This is a genomic window from Cryobacterium sp. AP23 (assembly GCF_054075385.1).
Map to the genome: position 1 here is coordinate 2,013,780 of NZ_CM133415.1, position 16,869 is coordinate 2,030,648.

The 16,869-nt window shown below is 69.7% G+C and carries 18 protein-coding genes; 14 read left to right on the forward strand and 4 right to left on the reverse strand.

Translation table 11 applies throughout. The features are described 5' to 3' along the window. Positions 1 to 125: 125 nt before the first annotated feature. The 4 genes from ACU5E9_RS09615 to ACU5E9_RS09630 all read right to left on the reverse strand — a co-directional run bounded on the left by ACU5E9_RS09615 (position 126) and on the right by ACU5E9_RS09630 (position 2,734). Positions 126 to 653, reverse strand: a complete 528-nt coding sequence (locus ACU5E9_RS09615) for a pyridoxine/pyridoxamine 5'-phosphate oxidase (RefSeq protein WP_456813368.1) — start codon at positions 651 to 653, stop codon at positions 126 to 128. A gap of 64 nt (positions 654 to 717) precedes the next feature. Then, complete coding sequence (gene nagA, locus ACU5E9_RS09620; RefSeq protein ID WP_456813369.1) at positions 718 to 1,950, reverse strand: N-acetylglucosamine-6-phosphate deacetylase; 1,233 nt, start codon at positions 1,948 to 1,950, stop codon at positions 718 to 720. A 53-nt stretch (positions 1,951 to 2,003) separates the two neighbouring features. Beyond that, on the reverse strand, positions 2,004 to 2,474 hold the full coding sequence (locus ACU5E9_RS09625) for a PTS sugar transporter subunit IIA (RefSeq protein WP_456813370.1): 471 nt from the start codon (positions 2,472 to 2,474) through the stop codon (positions 2,004 to 2,006). Then, positions 2,474 to 2,734, reverse strand: a complete 261-nt coding sequence (locus ACU5E9_RS09630) for a glucose PTS transporter subunit EIIB (protein WP_456813371.1) — start codon at positions 2,732 to 2,734, stop codon at positions 2,474 to 2,476. The genes ACU5E9_RS09625 and ACU5E9_RS09630 overlap by 1 nt, the downstream gene beginning before the upstream one ends. Positions 2,735 to 2,919: 185 nt before the next feature. On the opposite strand from ACU5E9_RS09630, the gene ACU5E9_RS09635 reads away from it, so the two are divergent. The 14 genes from ACU5E9_RS09635 (at position 2,920) to ACU5E9_RS09700 (ending at position 16,856) form a co-directional block, all read left to right on the forward strand. Beyond that, on the forward strand, positions 2,920 to 3,666 hold the full coding sequence (locus ACU5E9_RS09635) for a GntR family transcriptional regulator (protein WP_456813372.1): 747 nt from the start codon (positions 2,920 to 2,922) through the stop codon (positions 3,664 to 3,666). A gap of 107 nt (positions 3,667 to 3,773) precedes the next feature. After that, on the forward strand, positions 3,774 to 5,030 hold the full coding sequence (locus ACU5E9_RS09640; protein WP_456813373.1) for a PTS transporter subunit EIIC: 1,257 nt from the start codon (positions 3,774 to 3,776) through the stop codon (positions 5,028 to 5,030). 90 nt (positions 5,031 to 5,120) lie between these two features. After that, entirely contained in the window at positions 5,121 to 5,906 is a 786-nt protein-coding gene (locus ACU5E9_RS09645; RefSeq protein WP_456813374.1) for a glucosamine-6-phosphate deaminase, read from the forward strand. Positions 5,907 to 5,956: 50 nt separating this feature from the next. Next, positions 5,957 to 6,706, forward strand: a complete 750-nt coding sequence (locus ACU5E9_RS09650; RefSeq protein WP_456813375.1) for an ABC transporter permease — start codon at positions 5,957 to 5,959, stop codon at positions 6,704 to 6,706. A gap of 10 nt (positions 6,707 to 6,716) precedes the next feature. Further along, complete coding sequence (locus tag ACU5E9_RS09655; protein ID WP_456813376.1) at positions 6,717 to 7,466, forward strand: AzlC family ABC transporter permease; 750 nt, start codon at positions 6,717 to 6,719, stop codon at positions 7,464 to 7,466. Next, positions 7,463 to 7,777 carry an AzlD domain-containing protein gene (locus tag ACU5E9_RS09660; RefSeq protein WP_456813377.1) on the forward strand — a complete coding sequence of 105 codons (315 nt, stop codon included), beginning with the start codon at positions 7,463 to 7,465 and terminating at the stop codon, positions 7,775 to 7,777. The genes ACU5E9_RS09655 and ACU5E9_RS09660 overlap by 4 nt, the downstream gene beginning before the upstream one ends. 215 nt (positions 7,778 to 7,992) lie before the next feature. Continuing rightward, positions 7,993 to 8,874 (forward strand): transketolase, encoded by an 882-nt coding sequence (locus tag ACU5E9_RS09665; RefSeq protein WP_456813378.1) that lies wholly within the window; start codon positions 7,993 to 7,995, stop codon positions 8,872 to 8,874. Further along, positions 8,871 to 9,833, forward strand: coding sequence for a transketolase family protein (locus ACU5E9_RS09670; RefSeq protein WP_456813379.1), 963 nt, complete (start codon positions 8,871 to 8,873; stop codon positions 9,831 to 9,833). The genes ACU5E9_RS09665 and ACU5E9_RS09670 overlap by 4 nt, the downstream gene beginning before the upstream one ends. After that, positions 9,826 to 11,334, forward strand: a complete 1,509-nt coding sequence (locus ACU5E9_RS09675) for an FGGY family carbohydrate kinase (RefSeq protein ID WP_456813380.1) — start codon at positions 9,826 to 9,828, stop codon at positions 11,332 to 11,334. The genes ACU5E9_RS09670 and ACU5E9_RS09675 overlap by 8 nt, the downstream gene beginning before the upstream one ends. 63 nt (positions 11,335 to 11,397) lie before the next feature. Continuing rightward, positions 11,398 to 12,045 carry a DUF2291 family protein gene (locus tag ACU5E9_RS09680; protein ID WP_456813381.1) on the forward strand — a complete coding sequence of 216 codons (648 nt, stop codon included), beginning with the start codon at positions 11,398 to 11,400 and terminating at the stop codon, positions 12,043 to 12,045. Continuing rightward, entirely contained in the window at positions 12,042 to 13,607 is a 1,566-nt protein-coding gene (locus tag ACU5E9_RS09685; RefSeq protein WP_456813382.1) for a sugar ABC transporter ATP-binding protein, read from the forward strand. The genes ACU5E9_RS09680 and ACU5E9_RS09685 overlap by 4 nt, the downstream gene beginning before the upstream one ends. After that, the gene (locus ACU5E9_RS09690; protein WP_456813383.1) at positions 13,604 to 14,740 is read left to right on the forward strand and encodes an ABC transporter permease; all 1,137 of its coding nucleotides are present in this window, start codon (positions 13,604 to 13,606) and stop codon (positions 14,738 to 14,740) included. Before ACU5E9_RS09685 ends, ACU5E9_RS09690 begins: the two co-directional genes overlap by 4 nt. 80 nt (positions 14,741 to 14,820) lie before the next feature. Next, on the forward strand, positions 14,821 to 15,807 hold the full coding sequence (locus tag ACU5E9_RS09695) for a substrate-binding domain-containing protein (protein ID WP_456813384.1): 987 nt from the start codon (positions 14,821 to 14,823) through the stop codon (positions 15,805 to 15,807). 65 nt (positions 15,808 to 15,872) lie between these two features. Further along, positions 15,873 to 16,856, forward strand: a complete 984-nt coding sequence (locus ACU5E9_RS09700; protein WP_456813385.1) for a sugar phosphate isomerase/epimerase family protein — start codon at positions 15,873 to 15,875, stop codon at positions 16,854 to 16,856. Positions 16,857 to 16,869 lie beyond the last annotated feature (13 nt).

Consider the following 16,869-nt stretch of genomic DNA (forward strand, 5'->3'; position numbering starts at 1 on the left):
GCCTATAGAACCATGCACCACTGACACTCCCGATCCCAGTGAATCACTGGTGGAGAACCCGAAAAGCACCCACCTGTGGAGGAGCGGCGATCTAACCCAAAGGGTCGATCACTGCGCCAGCGGACCTATCCGGGCAGGTTGTCGTAGCGGTGGCGGATGTGGTGCCGGTCGGCGCTGGCCTGCCAGAATTCGACCTCGGTCGGGCGCACCGCGTAGAGCTGCCAGGCCGGGTTGGCGGCGGCGTCGGCGGCCGGACGCTCGGCCCAGTCCCTGGCCGATGCCTCCGCGGACAGTTCCACGACGGAGCCGACGACTCGCACCTGCCGCCCGAGTTCAGACCAGTAGAAGTTCAGTGCCGCGCGCGGGTTCTCGGCCAGTTCCCGGCCCTTCCGTGACGTGCGGGCGGTGGCGAACTGCCAACCATCCGCGTCGAGGTCCTTGAGAATCAGCATCCGAGATGACGGCACGCCGCCAGTGTTGACCGTGGCGAGGCTGAAGGCGTGCGGCTGCCGCACCCCCACGGCGAGCGCCTCCTCAAGCCAGGCCAGAAACAGCTCGGCGGGATCGGCCGGAGCGGCAGCAGGGTCGAAGCGTGGCAGGTCCTCCGGAAAATCGGGAAGGGCACGCAGTCTGGTTCGCAGGGATTCGGTCACGTCGCGAGCCTACCCATCCCCGCGACTTGTGAGGAAAGCACCCAGAATCCGGGGATTCTGGGGCTCAGGTCGGCTCGCGAGAGGAGAGCGCGGGGACCCAGGCGCCCGCGTGGAGGGTGGCCTGCACGGTCAGGTCGGCGTGGAGCACGACCAAGTCGGCACGGAGGCCCGGGTGGATGCGGCCACGGTCGGTCAGCGAGAGCAGGTCGGCGGGGTTCTGGCTGGCGGCGCGCACCGCGTAGGCCAGCGGCACCCCGGCGGTGAGCACGGCGTAGCGCACCGCGTCACTTAGGGTGAGCACGCTGCCGGCGATCGTTCCGTCGCTCAGCCGGGCCTGACCGTCGGCGACGCGAACATCGAGGGCGCCCAGTTTGTAGTCGCCCTCCCCCGCCCCCGCGGCAGCCATGGCATCCGTCACGAGGACCGGGCGTGCCCGGCTCTCGGTGATCAGGCGCACGACGGCCGGGTGCAGGTGCACGCCGTCCGCGACGAGCTCGGCGAACACGGACGGGTCCTCGAGCAATGCGAGGGCAGCTCCCGGCTCGCGGTGGTGCACCGGCCGCATGGCGTTGAACACGTGGGTGCCCACCGTCGCCCCGGCCGCGATCGCAGCCCGGGTGAGGTCGTAGTCGGCATCGGTGTGGCCGACGGCCGCCACGGCGCCGTATCCGACGATGCGGGCCACGGCGGCGAGCCCGCCCTCCAGCTCGGGCGCGATGGTCACCATCCGCACCGCACCGGCGCCGGCCCGCATCAGCCGGTCGACGCTGTCCGCATCCGGCAGCCGCAACAGCTCCTCGCCGTGGGCGCCGCGATGCGCCGGGCTCAGCCACGGGCCCTCCAGGTGGATGCCGGCCAGCAGGCCGGCCCGCACCAGCTCGGCGAGTGCGCCCACCCGCCGCTCCATCTCGTCGAGGGGCGCGGTCACCAGGCTCGCCATCAAGGTGGTGGTGCCGTGGGCGCGGTGCGTCTGCACGATACGCTCGGCCGCCGCCCGGGTGTCCGGGTCGTCGAAGCTGGCGCCGCCGCCGCCGTGGTTGTGGGCATCCACGAAGCCCGGCGCCAGCACGGCGGTGGGGAAGTCGGCATCCGCGGGCCGGGGCGGTTCGCCGTCACCGACGGCGACGATCAGGCCGTCGCGCAGCTCTACCCAGCCAGGCGAGAGTTCCCGGTCGGGCAAAATCACCGTTCCCGCCGCGATGAGCACCGGCGTGCCGGTGCCCGGCCCGGCATCACGCGGCAGCGCCGGGGCGTTCTCGCGCTGCCGGGCGACGGAGGGGGTGAGGGGCGGTGTCATGAGAGGTCTCCTGGCGATTCACGGATGCGGATGCACGAACGAGCGCGGTGCCGTCAGCGGTTGACGGTGAGGAAGGCGTCCCCGGCCGCGAGCTCGAGGCCGGCCGCAACGGCATCGGCCAGGCTGATGTCCTCGCCCTGGCGGTCGAGGACGATGACCGGCACGATCGGGTCGCGTCCGCTTGCCACGATGGCCGGCACGTCGTAGCTGACGATGGTGTCGCCCGCGGTGACGGTGTCGCCCTGCTGGGCGCGCAGGGTGAAGCCCTCGCCCTTGAGCTGCACGGTGTCGATTCCGAGGTGCACGAGCACCCCGCGGCCGTCCGGCGTCACGATCACAAAAGCGTGCGGGAAGACCTTGAGCAGTGTGCCGCTGATCGGCGCGACCGCGTCGACAACGGCCCGCAGGGGTTCGATGGCGGCGCCGGGCCCCACGATCGCCTGGGCGAAGGTGGGGTCGGACACCGTTTCGAGGGCGACGGCCCGGCCGGCCAGGGGCGCGAGCACCTCGAGGCCCACGGGCATCAGCGCAGGTCTTCGATGTCGTCGGCCAGGTTGTCGGCCTCTGGTCCCACCACGACCTGCACGATGGTGCCGGATCGGAGTACGCCGTGGGCGCCGGCGGCCTTGAGGACGGCCTCGTCGACCAGGGACGCATCCGCGACCTCGGTGCGCAACCGGGTGATGCACGCCTCGATGTCCACGATGTTGGCGGAGCCGCCGAGGCCCGCCAGGATCTGTTCTGCCTTGCTCGCCATTGTCTTCTCCCTGGTTGTGCGCGGCACCGCGGCGCCTGGAACGGTCGGAAACCAGCGCCTCGGGAACCGAGAGCGCCGTGCGGTACGGCCCTTGACAAACGAACCGGTGCACCTTCATTATCGAAGTAATTGGACCGTACCAGTACGGACCACAAAGCGGAAGTGGTCCGGTTGAACCCCCAGCAACCGGATCCCAGGAAGGCGGTGCGGTGGTGACACGGCTCGATGACAGCCCGGTACTCGCCAGCGGCGCGGTGCCCAAGCATGCCCAGTTGCGCTCCATCCTGCTCGAACGGGTGGAGACCACCCTCGCCCCGCACTCCGCCATCCCGCCCGAGCGCAAGCTGATGGCCAAGTACGGCGTGAGCCGGTCGACCGTGCGGGAGGCCATCCGCCAGCTCGTGGAGGAAGGCGTGCTCTACCGCATCCAGGGCAAGGGCACCTTCGTCACCGGCGAGCGCGTGCAGAGTGACCTGCACCTGGCCTCTTTCACGGAGGACATGCGGCGGCGCGGCCTCGTTCCCGCGACCGTGGTGATGGCGTCCGCCCTGATCGCAGCGCCGCTCGAGGTGCGCGCGGCGCTCGGCCTGAAAGCCGGCGCCCACGTGTACCAGGTCGACCGGTTGCGCCTCGCCGGCGGCATCCCGATGGCCTTCGAACGCGGGTACTACTCGGCCGAACTGCTGCCGGATCTCGGCAGGCAGGACCTGACCCGTTCGATCTACGCCACCTTCGCCACCGAATACGGCCTGCGCATCGACCACGCCGAGCAGACCGCCTGGGCCGAGACCGCGGACGCCGTGCTAGCCGGGCCCCTCGGCATCGACGCGGGAGTCCCCCTCATGGTCTTCCGCCGCACCTCGTCGGCGGGATCCACTCCCGTCGAGTACGTCACCTCCTGGTACCGGGGCGACCGGTACCAGATCCATATGACCCTCGACCTCAACCACGAATTGTAGTTCCCGCCAGCGGATGCCCCGCTGATCACGCCGCACCATCGCCGACATCCTCGGTAGCGCCAGCATGCCCACTCGAAGCACCCCGAGAACCATCACAGGAGGAATCCATGTCCAGCACCACCGCAGATGCCGGAACGGGACGCAAAATCCCGGGCCTCGCCCAACTCCAGCGGATCGGACGCAGCCTCATGCTGCCGATCGCCGCGCTCCCCGCTGCAGGCCTGCTCCTCCGACTCGGCCAGCCGGACCTGCTGGGCGCCATCCCGGGCTTCGAGACCGGCGCCGCCGTGATCGCCTCCGCCGGTGGAGCATTGTTCGACAACCTCCCCCTGCTCTTCGCGGTCGGCGTGGCCATCGGCTTCGCCAAGAAGGCGGATGGCTCGACCGCCCTGGCCGCCGTGGTGGGCTACCTCGTCTTCAGCAACGTCGGCAAGGCCATGTCGCCCTTGGTGATGGGCCTGCCCGAGGAGGGCGCCGACCAGGTGCTGGTGAACTACAACGTTCTCGCCGGCGTGCTCATGGGTGTCGTCTCCGCCGTGCTGTGGCAGAAATACCACCGCATCAAACTGCCGAGCTACCTGGCCTTCTTCGGTGGGCGCCGGTTCGTGCCGATCGTCACCGCCGTCGTCGCCCTGGTCCTGGGCGTGCTGCTCAGCTTCATCTACCCCGCTTTCAGCGCCGGCCTCACCTCGTTCGGCTCGTTCGTCAGCTCCAACGACATCTGGGGTGGGTTCCTCTACGGAACCGCGAACCGGCTGCTCATCCCCGTGGGCCTCCACCACATCCTCAACTCGATGATGTGGTTCGTGATCGGCGACTACAACGGCGCCACCGGCGACCTGCACCGCTTCTTCGCCGGCGACCCCACCGCCGGTTCCTTCATGACCGGGTTCTTCCCCATCATGATGTTCGCCCTCCCGGCCGGCGCCCTGGCCATTTGGCAGGAAGCCAAGAAGTCGCAGAAGAAGATCGTCGGCGGCATCATGCTCACCGGCGCCCTCACCGCAATGCTCACCGGTGTCACCGAGCCGCTGGAATTCTCCTTCATGTTCGTCGCCTTCCCGCTCTACGCCATCCACGCCGTGCTCACCGGCACGTCGCTCGCCCTGGTCAACTTCCTCGGCATCCGGGACGGCTTCAGCTTCAGCGCGGGCGCCTTCGACTACATCCTCAACTTCGGCCTGGCCGAGAAGCCGCTGCTGCTCATCCCGATCGGGCTGGCATACGGGGTGGTGTACTACTTCCTGTTCCGGTTCGTCATCCGCCGGTGGAACCTGAAGACCCCGGGCCGTGGCGACGACGAGATCGCCGAGGCCGGGGCCCCCGACGCCCCCGCGACCACCACGGCGTCACCGACCGCCTGACCCATCCCAGGGTGGTCGCGGGCACACCCCGCGACCACCCGCACGTCCCGCACGTCCCGCACCATCCATCAATCGCACCTGGAGCATCCCTTGGCTGAAGTAGTCGTCCTCGAATCCGAGACCGACGCCGGCGTTCTCGCCGCCGTATCGATCAGAAGGCTGATCAGCCAGAAACCGGATGCCGTCCTCGGCCTGGCCACCGGCTCCACGCCGATGTCGCTGTACAGCGCCCTCGCCGAATCGCTCCGCAGCGACCCGCTCGACGTCTCCCAGGTGCGCGGGTTCGCCCTCGACGAATACGTGGGCCTGCCTGCCGGACATCCGGAAAGCTACCGCACCGTGATCACCCGCGACGCGGTGGAACCGCTCGGCCTCACCCCCGGCAACATCCGGGTGCCCAACGGCGACCTGGCCACCCTGGAGACCGCGGGCACCGACTACGAGGCCGCCATCCACGCCGCCGGCGGCGTCGACGTACAGATCCTCGGCATCGGCCGCACCGGCCACGTCGGCTTCAACGAGCCGGGCTCCTCGTTCGCCTCCCTCACCCGGGTCAAGACCCTCACCGAGAAGACCCGCGCCGACAACGCCCGATTCTTCCCCTCCCCCGACGACGTGCCCATCCACTGCATCACCCAGGGCCTGGGCACCATCCGCCGGGCCCGCCACCTGATCCTGCTGGCCTTCGGCGAGGAGAAGGCCGAGGCCATCGCGGCCGCCGTCGAAGGACCGGTCACCTCCAGCAGCCCCGGCTCGGTCATCCAGCTGCACCCGCACGTCACCGTGCTGGTGGACGAGGCCGCCGCGTCCCGCCTGGCCAACATCGACTACTACCGCTACGCCTACGCGAACAAGCCCGCCTGGCAGGTCGTCTAACCCGCCGGCACCGGTCAGCCGCGGGCCGGGGCTGTCGTTACGCTGAATCCATGACCGGCCTGAACGACTTCGTGCCGACCCTCATCGGCGTCGGGGCGCTGGTGCTGATCACCATCGCGGTGCTGTGGGGGTCGCACACCCCGCACCGCTTCGCGCCCGCCCTGGCGATCCTGCGCGGCGCCGCCCAGCTGGCGGTGATCAGCGTCATCCTCGGCGGCGTGATCACCAGCCCGCTCTGGGTGACGGTGGCCCTGCTGGTGATGTTCACCGTCGCCGCCATCACCGCGACCCGGCGGCTGCACTGGAGCTGGAACCACTTCGGCACGGTGTCTGCCGCCATGGGCGCGGGGGTTCTCGTCACCCTGCTGGTGGTGTTCAGCACCGGCGCCATCGAGTTCACCCCGCGGTACGCCCTGGCCATCGGCGGCATCGTCATCGGCAACGCCATGTCGATCGCCACCCTGGCCGGCCGGCGACTCATCGAATCGGTGAACGACCACTGGGACGAAGTGGAGGGCTGGGCGGCCCTCGGCGCGACGCCCCGACAATCCACCCTCGCCCTGTCCAGGGAGGCCGTGTACTCGGCGCTCATCCCGGCCACCGACCAGACCAGGACCACCGGCCTCGTCACTCTGCCCGGGGCCTTCGTCGGTGCCATCTTCGGCGGCATCTCCCCGCTGGAGGCCGGCCGGTTCCAGGTCGTGGTGCTGGCCTCGATCATGGCCGCCGGCGCCATCACCGCCGCCGTCGTGGTGCGCACCCTCGCTCCGGTGCGGATGCGCCCGGCGCGCCTCCACTAGGGTCGCCTACGTGTCCACGTCCCTGCGTCAGTCCCCCGGAGCCCGGGTGGGCGTGTCGATCGCCGTCGCCACCGGGCTCTACGGCGTCTCCTTCGGCGCGCTCTCGGTCGCATCCGGGCTGGATGTCTGGCAGACCCAGTTGCTGAGCCTGCTGCTGTTCTCCGGCGGCTCGCAGTTCGCGTTCATCGGCGTCATCGCCGGCGGCGGCACCCCGGTGGCTGCGGCGAGCGCCGCGGCCCTGCTCGGCATCCGCAACGCCGTCTATGGCATGCAGATGAACGTGCTGCTGCACCCGCGCGGATGGCGACGCCTGGCCGCGGCGCACGTCACCATCGACGAGTCCCTGGCCACGAGCACCGGCCAGAGTGAGCCGGTCGAGCAGAAACGCGGTTTCTGGGTGGCCGGGGTGGGTATCTTCCTGCTCTGGAACCTGTTCACCCTGGTTGGCGCCCTGGCCGGCGATGCGCTCGGCGACCCGAAGCAGTGGGGCCTGGACGGCGCGGCGGTCGCCGCGTTCCTCGCCCTGCTCTGGCCCCGGCTGCGCTCCCGCGAGGCCGGCGCGATCGCCGCGGCATGCGCCCTCGCCACCGTGCTCGCGGTGCCGTTCGTGCCACCCGGCGTGCCTATCCTGGTCGCGGCCGTCGTCGCCGCCCTGATCGGCTGGTTCGGCTACGCGTCCGGTCCGGAGGGCGAGGGCCTCGAACCCGACGTCGACCCCTACCCGCCCACCGATGACGCAACCCGGACGGCATCCTCGTGAGCGGCCTCTGGATCTGGATCGTGATCGCCTGCGTCGTCGGGTTCCTCACCAAGCTGGTCGGCTACCTGGTGCCGAGGAAATGGCTGACCAACCCCCGCGTGGCCCGGGTGGCCGGTACCCTCACCATCGGCCTGCTGGCCTCCCTGACCATGGCGAACGCCGTGGCCAGCGGCCAGGAACTCGCGCTCGACTCCCGCCTCGGCGCCCTCGTCGCGGCGGCAATCGCCCTCTGGTTGAAGGCACCCTTCCTCGTGGTGGTCATCGTGGGCGCCGCCGCCGCGGCCGGCCTGCGCCTCCTCGGCCTCCCCTAGCCACTCCTCGTACCTTCCTCCCCCCCCCCCCCCCCCCCCACGCCCTCCTCACGCGACCCCGCCGTCCCGCGAGCCGTGAGAAGGGCCCCCAAAAATTAGAGATTTTGGCGGCTCAGGTCACGGGTCGCGGGGTATTGACACATCCCGGAAGCGCATGTCATGCTGGTGGTTGTTCAGGCACGTGTGAATAGATATGCAAGGGATGTGCGGCAAAGATGCTGTTAGAGACCGATGTCAACCAGGTTGAGACCTGGCGTGCGCTGCAGGCGAAACTGGCCGAGGCATCCGCCGCCGACCGGACCGCCCTGCTGCACCGCCGCGCGAATGACACCCGCAGCGACGTCGTGCGGATGATCGACAACGCCGGCCAGGGCCACATCGGCGGCGACTTCTCGGTGACCGACATCCTCACCGTTCTGTTCAACGGCGTGCTCCGCATCGACCCCGCCGACCCGCACCGTGAGGGCCGGGATCGGTTCGTGCTCAGCAAGGGCCACTGCGCCGCCGCCCTCTACGCCACCCTGGCCAGCTGCGGCTACTTCTCGCCCGGCGAACTGCTCACCTTCATGGGCCCACTCTCGGCCCTGAACGGCCACCCCAACCGCAACAAGGTACCCGGCGTCGAAACCAACACCGGGCCGCTCGGCCACGGCCTGCCCGTCGCCGTCGGCCAGGCGCTGGCCGCCAAGCTCGCCGGCAACGGCGCCCGCGTCTTCGCCGTGATGGGCGACGGCGAGATGCAGGAGGGCAGCAACTGGGAGGCGCTGATGACCGGCGCCCACTACGAACTCGACAACCTCACCGCCGTCGTCGACCGCAACCGGCTGCAGCAGGGCGCCCGCACCGAGGAAACCTCCTCGCTCGACCCGCTCGACGAGAAGCTGCTCGCCTTCGGCTGGGAACTGCGGATCATCGACGGCCACGACTACGAACAGCTTGCGGCGGCCTTCAAGCCGTCCAGCACCGGCAAGCCCGTCGCGGTGATCGCCAACACCACCAAGGGCAAGGGCGTGTCGTTCATCGAGGACCGGGTGGAGTGGCACCATAAAGTGCCGTCCAAGGAACAGGTAGTACTGGCACTGGAGGAACTGGCATGAGCACCGCGACGACCACACCGGGCCTCTACGACAACCGCACCGCCTTCGCCGACGAGCTGATCCAGCTCGCCCGCGCCGACGAGAGGATCGTCGCCGTCTGCAACGACTCCGTCGGGTCGAGCAACCTGGTCGCCTTCCGCGACGAGTTCCCGGACCGGCTGATCAACGTGGGCATCGCCGAGCAGAACATGGTCGGAGTCGGCGCGGGCCTTGCCAGCGCCGGCTTCATTCCCTTCGTCTGCGCGGCCGGCCCGTTCCTCACCGGCCGGTCCCTCGAACAGGTCAAGGCCGACGTGGCCTACAGCCAGCACCCGGTTATCCTGTGCGGCATGAGCCCCGGCATGGCCTACGGAGAACTGGGCCCCACCCACCACTCCGTCGAGGACTTCTCCTGGCTGCGCGCCCTCCCCGGCCTGGACATCGTCGTTCCCGCCGACCGCTTGCAGACCCGGCAGGCCGTGCAGCAGGCCGTCGCCAGCCCCCGCCCGATGTACATCCGGGTGGGCCGGCACAAGGTGCCCGACGTCTCCCCGGCCGATTCCGTGCTCGAGCGCGGCCGCTTCCAGACCCTGCGCGAGGGCTCCGATGTGACTTTGATCGGCACCGGCACCCTGGTCTCCCGCACCCTCGAGGCCGCCGACCTGCTGGCCGCGGACGGGCTGAGCGTGCGGGTGCTGAACGCGGCCTACATCGCGCCGCTGGATGTGGCGGCGATCGTGGCCGCCGCCGAACAGACCGGGGCGATCGTCACCGCCGAAGAGGGCAACATCGCCGGCGGCCTCGGCGCCGCTGTGGCATCCGTCGTGGCCCAGCTCGGCCGGAATGCCCGGGTGCCCGTGCGCATCCTGGGCCTGACCGAGTTCGCGCCGACCGGCAGCACCGACTTCCTGCTCGACTACTTCGGCCTCACGGCCGCCTCCGTCGCCGCCGCCGCCCGGGATGCGAGGACGAATGGCTGACGCAGGTCCGGTCGTCGTCGCGATCGACCAGGGCACCAGCTCCACCAAGGTCGTCATCGTGGATGCGGCCGGCGCGATCGTGGCGTCCGCCACGGTTCCGGTCGGCCAGGCCCACCCGCATCCGGGCTGGGTGCAGCAGGACGCCGAGGAGATCTTCGAGAGCGTCACCCGCGGCCTCGCCGAGGCGACGGCGGGCCTGAGCGACCGGGTCGTCGCCGTCGGCCTGTCCAGCCAGCGCGAATCGGCGCTGGCCTGGGACCGGGCCACCGGCCAGGCGCTCGGGCCGCTGCTCGGCTGGCAGGACCGCCGCACCAGCGACGCCGCCGGCGCACTCACCGCCGCCGGCCACGGCCCGCTGGTGCAGACGATCACCGGGCTGCCGATCGACCCGATGTTCTCCGCCCTCAAGCTCGCCTGGCTGCTGGACACTGTCGACCCCGACCGCAGCCGCAGCCGGGCCGGCGAGATCTGCCTGGGCACCGTGGACTCCTGGCTGCTCTTCCGGCTCACCGGCGAGCACCGCATCGAGGCCGGCAACGCCAGCCGCACCCAGCTGCTCAACCTGGACACCCTCGACTGGGACGACCGGCTGCTCGCCCTCTTCACCATCCCGCGGGCGGCGCTGCCCGCGATCGTGGCCTCCACGAGCCCGAGCGCCGAGATCACCGGGGTGTCGTCGCTGCCCGAGCACACCCGGGTGCTCGCGGTGATGGCCGACTCGCACGCCGCCCTGTACGCGCACGGTGTGCGCGGCCCCGGCGAGGTCAAGGTGACGTACGGCACCGGCTCGTCGATCATGGGTCTCGTCGACGGCAGTGCCGCCGACGCCCAGGCCGCCGCCGGGCTGGTGCGCACGATCGCGTGGCAGACCGACACCACCTCCTACGCGTTCGAGGGCAACATCCTCTCCACCGGCTCGACGATGGTGTGGCTGGCCGGCCTGCTCGGCAGCACCCCCGCCGCCCTGTTCGCACTGGCCGAGACTGCCCCCGCCGACCACGGCATCGACCTCGTGCCCGCGTTCTCCGGTCTCGGGGCACCGTGGTGGGACGAGAACGCGCACGCCGTGATCGTGGGCCTTGGCCTGGGCACCGGAGCCGCCGACCTGGCCAGGGCCGCGGCCGAATCCATCCCGCTGCAGATCGAGGACGTGCTCGCCGCCGCCGACGCCGGGGGCGCCCGGATCGACCGGATCAGGGTGGACGGCGGCCCGTCCGGCAACGACTGGCTGATGCAGGCACAGGCCGACCTCAGCCACCGGGACGTCATCCGGCCCGACGTCGCCGCGCTGTCCGCCCTCGGGGTGGCCTACCTCGCCGGCGTGCAGGCCGGGATCTGGACCGACGCCGACGTGCTCGCCCTGCCCCGCCAGGCCACGACCTTCACCCCACGACTCGACCCCGACCAGAGCCGTCACCGCCGGCAGGGCTGGCTGGCGGCGGTCGCCGGCGCCCGCGGCCTGCCCGTCTCCTCCACCCGATCAACCCCCGTTCCGCACTAGAGCGCCCGACCCGCACCATCCGCACGTCCTGCACCACCATCTGCAAAGGAGCAGTACCCCGTCATGGCACGCAGTCCCCAACGACCCCGTCGGGTCAAACCCTGGATGGTCGGCACTCTCGCGGCCCTGGTTGTGCTGGTCGCCGCCGCGATGAGCGTCAAGGTGGTGAGCATCGAGGACAACGAGGCCCGTGCGGCCGGCGGTTTCGACCCGGCCAGCTATGCGGCCGACCGGTTCGACTCCGAGATCGTGCCGCAGATCGAGGACGACGCGCTCGACCTCAGCACCCTGCTCGGCGACCTGGCCGGCGGCGCCGACGAGGCCGAGTTCGGCAACACCTCCGGCTCCAGCAGCGCCTACAGCTTCCCGGTCACCTTCACCGGAGTCGCCGGGACCCCGGCCGGCGCGATCCTGCCCGTCACCGTCGAGGGCGTGCCGCCCGATGTCACCGTGCAGGTGCAGATCGGGCCGGCGCTGAACGGCACGGCCATCCGCGACGTCACCGGCACCGTGAGCTTCAACGAGTTCACCAACCAACTCGAGTACCAGACCGTCGCCACCGAGCTCAACAACCTGGTGCGCACCGACGTGCTCGGCGACGTCGACCCGGCCACCATCGCCGGAAAGACCGTCACCGTGACCGGCGCGTACACCCGGGTCAACCCGGCGCTGGTCTCGGTCGTGCCGGTGAGTTTCGAGGTGGAGGAATGACGATCCCCGGCACCCGGACCCCGCCGTCCACGGATGTGGTGATGCGCGCCATCGGCATCGCCAAGAGCTACGGCGCCACCCAGGCGCTCAAGGGCGTCGACTTCGAGATCCGCCGCGGCACCGTCACCGTGCTGTTCGGCGAGAACGGGGCCGGCAAGTCCACCCTGATGAAGATCCTCAGCGGCGTCGAATCGCCCACCTCCGGCGTGCTCGAACTCGACGGCGAAGAAGTGGTGCTGCGCAACACCGTCGACGCCAGCGGTCGCGGCATCGCGATCATCCACCAGGAACTCAGCCTGTGCCCCAACCTCAGCGTGCGGGACAACATCTTCATGGGCCGGGAACTGGTGCAGGGCGGCATCGTCGTGAACGAACGCCAGGAGACCGCCGAGACCCTCACCCTGCTGGAGCGGCTGGAGGAGTCGCTGAACCCGAAGACCCTCGTCGCCGACCTGCGGCTGGGCCAGCAGCAGGTGGTGGAGATCGCCCGGGCGCTGGCCGGTGAGGCCCGGGTGCTGATCATGGACGAACCGACCTCCGCCCTCAGCGGCAGCGAGGTCGAGGTATTGTTCCGGGTGATCAGCGAGCTGACCGCGGCCGGCGTGGCCATCGTGTACATCTCGCACCACCTCGAGGAGGCGCTGGAGATCGCCGACCACGCCGTGGTCTTCCGCGACGGCGCCCTCGTCGCCACCGGCGAGCGCGCCGACATCGACCTCGACTGGGTGATCTCCAACATGGTCGGCCGCAGCGCCGACGACCTCTCCCCCGACCTGCTCACCGAGTTCGGCGAGGTCGTGCTCTCGCTTCGCGACGTCACCGTCGCCGACCCCACCAACGCCGCCCGGCTGTCGGTGGACGGCTTCAGCCTCGACGTGCGCGAGGGTGAACTGGTCTGCCTCTACGGGCTGATGGGCGCCGGCCGCACCGAACTGCTGGAGGCATTGGCCGGCCGGGTGCCGGTGCAGAGCGGCACCGTGACCCTCAAGGGCCGGGCGCTCAACCGGGAGAGCATCGCCGAACGCATCGACCTGGGCCTGGCCCTTGTGCCGGAGGACCGGCAGCGGGACGGCCTGGTGCAGACCATGTCGGTGGGAGAGAACGTGTCGCTGGCCGGGCTGCTCTCGTTCGTGAAGGGCCTCTGGATCTCCAAGCCGGGCGAACGCACCGCCGTGCAGCAGGAAATCTCCGATGTGCGGGTGAAGACCGCCGGCCCCACCGCCGCGATCACCTCGCTCTCCGGCGGCAACCAGCAGAAGGTCGTGATCGGCAAGGTGCTGCTCACCGCCCCGGAGGTGCTGCTGCTGGACGAACCGACCCGCGGCATCGACGTGGGCGCCAAGGCCGAGATCTTCGCGCTGATGGCCCGCGAGGCCCGCCGCGGCCTCGGCATCCTGTACGCCACGTCCGAGGTCGGCGAGGCGCTCAACGCGGCCAACCGGGTGATCGTGATGTCCAAGGGACGCATCGTGCGGGAATTCGACCCCCGCACCGCCACCCGTGAAGAACTGATGATCGCCTCCGGCGAGTCCACCGATGAAGAAACTGGAGCAGGCGCATGACCGTCACCCAACCCCGGCCGGCGCCCGCCGGCGACCAGCAGCCGCCCCGCGCACCCCGCCGGTTCAGCTTTCGCGGCAACGACGTCGACCTCGGCGGCATCCTGCTCGAGGGCCGGGCGTTCATCGCCCTGATCGTGCTGATCATCATCTTCTCGGCGCTCAGCGACTCGTTCCTGTCGGTGAACAACATGATCACCATGACCAAACACGTCGCCTACAACGCGATCCTCGCCCTCGGCATGCTCTTCGTCATCCTCAAGGGCGGCATCGACCTGTCGATCGGGTCCACCGTCGGCCTGTCCGGGGTGGTCGCCGGCGTGCTGCTGCAGGGCTTCCAACTGGACTCCCTCGACGTGGTGCTCTACCCGCAGGTCTGGGTGGTCGTGCTCTGCTCCCTCACCGTCGGCACCCTGGTCGGTTTCATCAACGGCACCCTGGTCACCCGGTTCGGTGTCGCCCCATTCATCGCCACCCTGGGAATGTTGTACGTCGCCAGGGGCGCCGCCCTGCTGATCTCCAACGGCTCGACCTACCCGAAGCTCGGCGGCGACCCCGAACTCGGCAACACCGGCTTCAACCTGATCGGCGGCGGCCGCATCCTCGGGGTGCCCACGGCGATCTGGATCATGGTGGTCTTCGCCCTGATCGCGGTGTTCGTGCTACGGAAAACCCCGTTCGGCCGCTGGGTGTACGCCACCGGCGGCAACGAACGCGCCGCAGAGCTGGCCGGCGTGCCCGTGCGGAAGGTGAAACTGCGCGTCTACATGATCAGCGGCTTCTGCGCCGCGACCACCGGCCTGATCATCTCCTCCGAGCTCACCAGCGCCGCCCCGCAATTGGGCGAGACCTTCGAGCTCAACGCCATCGCCGCCTGCGTCATCGGCGGCGCCGCCCTCACCGGCGGCCGCGGCAATGTGCGCGGCGTGCTCGTCGGCGCCTTCGTGATCGGGTTCCTCAGCGACGGGCTGGTGATCGTGGGAGTGTCCACCTTCTGGCAGATCCTCATCAAGGGCGCCGTCATCATCCTGGCCGTGATGCTCGACCAGGCCCAGCAACGCATCAAGCGATCCAAGAACGCGGCCCTGGCCGCGGCGAACAAGTCTTCCGGCCCGCCCGCGCCCGCCGCGGCCTGACCGGAAACCGCGCCCGGCGACGACGCCGGGATGCACCGAGAGAACCATCAAGAGTCACCACCAAGAGAGGTAGCGAACACATGCGAAAGAAAGTACTCCTCGCGGCCGCGGCCGCGTTCACCGCACTTGCACTCGTCGGCTGCTCCAGCGATACCCCCGGCGACACCTCCTCCGCCGGTGGCGGCGGCGGGGAGGACACCGCCGGCGGCCTGATCGCGATCATCACCCCGGCCCAGGAGAACCCGTTCTTCAAGGCCGAGGCCGACGCGGCGAAGGCCGAGGCGGAGAGCCTCGGCTATGAAACCTCGGTCGCCTCGCACGACGACGACCCGAACAAGCAGAGCGAGCTGATCGACGCGGCCATCAACAGCGATGCGAAGGCCATCATCCTCGACAACGCCGGCGCCGACGCCTCCATCGGCCCGATCCAGAAGGCGGTGGATGCCGGCGTGCCGGTGTTCCTGATCGACCGGGAGATCAACGAGACGGGCATCGCCACCGCCCAGATCGTGGCCAACAACGCCCAGGGTGCCGCGGCCGTGGCCGAAGAGTTCGTGGCGGCGCTGCCCGAGGGCGGCAAGTACATCGAACTCACCGGCAAGGAGTCCGACACCAACGCCGGTGTGCGTTCCGAAGCGTTCGCCAGCGTGATCTCGCAGTACCCGAACCTGGTGCCCGCCGCCAAGGAGACCGCCAACTGGAGCCAGGACGAAGCCTTCACCAAGGTGGAGACCCTGCTGCAGCGCGATCCCGACATCCAGGGCATCATCGCCGGCAACGACACCATGGCGCTCGGCGCCGTCGCGGCGGTCGAAGCGGCCGGACTGCTGGACTCCATCAAGATCGCCGGCTTCGACGGGAGCCCCGACGCCGTGCAGGCGATCAAGGACGGCAAGCTGGTGGCCACGGGCCTCCAGCCCGCCGTGCAGATCTCCGAACTGGCCGTGCAACAGGCGGACAAGTTCATCACCGACGGCGAGACCGGCGAAGACGAGAAGCAGTCCATCGACTGTGTCGTCATCAACTCCGACAACGCCGACAGCTACACCCTTTTCGCGATCGAATAACACCTCGCGCCGGCCGCGGCACGCCCGCGGCCGGCGCATTCAACACTGACCAGAAAGCAGGACTCATGCCCCACGAACAGGTCTACGGCGCCGGTATCTGGCACTTCGCCACCTATGTCGACCGTTACGCCACCGACGGCTACGGCGAACCGCGCACCATCCTCGACGCGATCGACCTGGCCGGCCAGGTTCGCGACCTCTCGGTCGTCGACCTCAACTACCCGTTCTTTGGCGGCGACTTCAACAACGCCCAGGTCGGCGAGGCGCTGGAGCGCAACAAGCTCAGCGTGATCGGCATCACCCCGGAGATCTACACCCGCGAGTTCATGAAGGGCTCTTTCACCAATCCAGACCCCGGCGTGCGTGAACTCGCGCACGACCTGATCACGGATGCGGTGGGCGTGGTGCGGCACTTCGGCGCGGATTACGTGAAGCTCTGGCCGGGCCAGGACGGCTGGGACTACCCGTTCCAGGTCGACCACGGTGCCCTCTGGAAGGCGTCCCTCGACGGCGTCGGCCGGCTGGCCAGCGAGAATCCCGACGTGAAGTTCGTGATCGAGTACAAGCCGCGCGAGCCCCGCGTGCACATGAGCTTCGACTCGATGCCCCGCACCCTGCTCGGCATCGAGAAGATCGGCCTGCCCAACGTGGGCATCCTGCTCGACTTCGGTCACGCCCTCTTCGGCGGCGAGTCCCCCGCGGACTCCGCCCAGCTCGCCATCGACTACAACCGCCTGTTCGGCATGGACGTCAATGACAACTTCCGGCAGTGGGACGACGACCTCGTCGCCGGCACGGTGCATCCGATCGAGCTGTTCGAGTTCTTCTACACGCTGGAAAAGAACAACTGGCACGGGGTCTGGCAACTGGACCAGTTCCCGTTCCGGGAGGACAGCGTCGATGCCGCGAACATGGCCATCGACTTCCTGAAGACCGTGCAGCGCGGCCTCGGCAAGCTCGACATCCAGGCCATGCAGGAGGCCCAGGCCAACCATGACGCGATGGGGGCGCTGCGGCTGGCGCAGCAGGCCCTGTTCACGTCGTACTAGATAAACTGACCGG